Source organism: Thiomonas sp. TH-17 (assembly GCF_057473305.1).
In genome coordinates, this window is the sequence record NZ_JBYCKI010000256.1 from 1 (window position 1) to 2,016 (window position 2,016).

Sequence of the window (2,016 nt, forward strand, 5' to 3'; positions counted from 1 at the left end):
GCCGAGCGTCTCTCAGCAGTTCGCGGTCGCGCCGCTGGACATACTGTTGCAGGCGCTGCTCGAAGGCCGGGGCCATGTTCAGAAACTGAATGCCGAGTTGGCGCATGGGCTGCCGGGTTTTGGTGTCTCGCAAAGCCCCGACAAAACGCACCTCCGCCTCGACCGCCAGCTCCACATCTTCCAGACTGAAGCGCACCATGGGTATGTATTCGCCCGTGGTCAAGGCGTAGTCGAGTGCCGAGGGCACCAGCAGCCGCATGCCGTTGACGCTCAGGTCGTGGCATTGGCCGTAGAGCGGTTTGGCGCCGCGGCGCTGAATGTCCACCGTACTCAGGTCACCCGGCGCGACGGTCACGCGGAAAAAATTGCGTCGCTGCAGGTAATAGATGAGATCGGGGTAGGCGATGCGCAGGGCGCCATAACCCTCGTAATCGATGCGCTCGATCAGCTTGGACTGAAAGCCGACGAACACGCCTTCATACCGCCCGATGGTGAAAAACGGCGCGCCATTTTCCAGTCGGCGGTTGCCGCCGTCGGGGGTGAGTTCATCGATGATCAACCAGTGCTTGGGACGGTTGACCACCAGCAGGGCCGAGCTGAATTCTTCGGCCCGGTCATGCGGCAGCACGGCCAGCGGCTCGTGGCGCTCGATGATTTTCTGCAGCACATGATCGGCCTTCTGCTCGGAGCTGACCTGGTATTCCTCGCGGAACAACTTGGCGGTGATGTCTGCTTGCATAAAAACGGTTCAGATACCCAGCTCTTCCACCCAGGCGAGCGCGGCCAGATGAACGGAACTGACGCGCCAGCTCTGAATGCCCAGCGCCATGGCAAGAAAGTCGATGTTGTCGAAATCGCGTTGCTCGACGGCGCGGGTGAGCTGCAGGTAGCTGCCGAAAATGCCGGTGTTGTCTTTCAAGGCCATGACGATGGGATCGGACAGAGTGATTTCGGACAGAGCCTTTTCCATCGGCACGCCGAGCATGACGTCGAGCATGGAGAAGATGCCCACCACGAAAGCGTTGTCGGCATCTTCGTCGGAGAGCGTGCCCTTGGCCAACAGCTCCATCATGCGGCCGCGGGTGATGGCGGTGCGCGCGATGGCTGGAGAGGCGGCATTGCCGGGCACGGTGGCGAGCAGCAGCGCGAGCCAGCGGAACAGTTTTTTGTAGCCGAGAATGGCGGCGGCATGGCGGAACGAGGTCACTTCGGACATCAGGCCGAAACCCGAGGAGTTGATGTAGCGCAGGAGCTTGAAGGACAGCGCCGGATCGCGCTTGAGCACCTGCTCGATCTCGCTCAGTTCGGCTTGCCGCATGACCAGATTCATCAGTTGCAGCACATTGGCGTGCGCCGGGTTGATGACCTTGGCGCTGATGGTCTGCGGCTTGGCGAAGTAATAGCCTTGAAAAAAGTGAAAGCCGGCGTCGAAATAGGTCTTGAACTGCTCGGGCGTTTCCACCTTTTCGGCCACCAGACGCACATTGCGCTGGCTTTCGGCCTTGCGCTGCAGGGCCACGGCCACGTTGGCCGAAAGGCTCTGAACATCCGCCTTGATGTAGCTGAGAAACGGCAGCCAGGCGGCATACAGCGAGGCTGCGGCGAAGGGGCCGGCCGCAAGATGAAACCCGCGTTCGCGCAGCGGTTTGAGCTGGGCGGCAACCTCGGCGATGCCGGTGGGGTCGTCGCCATAGATGCGCGGTACTTCGAGCACGATGCGATCGGGAAAAACGATGTCGAGATGTTCGGCCTTGAGGTCTTCGACCACGCAGTTGATGAAGGCGAGTTTTTCGCCGAACAGCCTCTCGGCGCCGATGTTGGACAGGGCGTTGAACAGCAGCACGCTGTCGCTCTCGGCGCTGTGCTGGGCGGGCGCGTGTTCGGCCGTGCCACTTTCGCGCGCGAACAACTCGTAGCCGACGATCTGCTGTTTGCGGTCGACGATGGGCTGGCGCGCGATGTGCGCTTGCATGACCGCGCTCTGTGCTTCGGGCGCGTCGGTATCTGGCGAGGTGA

General features: G+C 61.6%; 2 protein-coding genes. Both read right to left on the bottom strand.

Annotated elements, in window-relative coordinates; translation table 11 throughout:
* The coding region (locus tag AC2VLV_RS14925; RefSeq protein ID WP_486990735.1) for a flagellar brake protein at positions 1–739 on the bottom strand (739 nt) is incomplete at its 3' end.
* Positions 740–748: 9 nt separating this feature from the next.
* On the bottom strand, positions 749–2,016 hold a 1,268-nt coding region (locus AC2VLV_RS14930), incomplete at its 5' end, for an EAL and HDOD domain-containing protein (protein ID WP_486990736.1).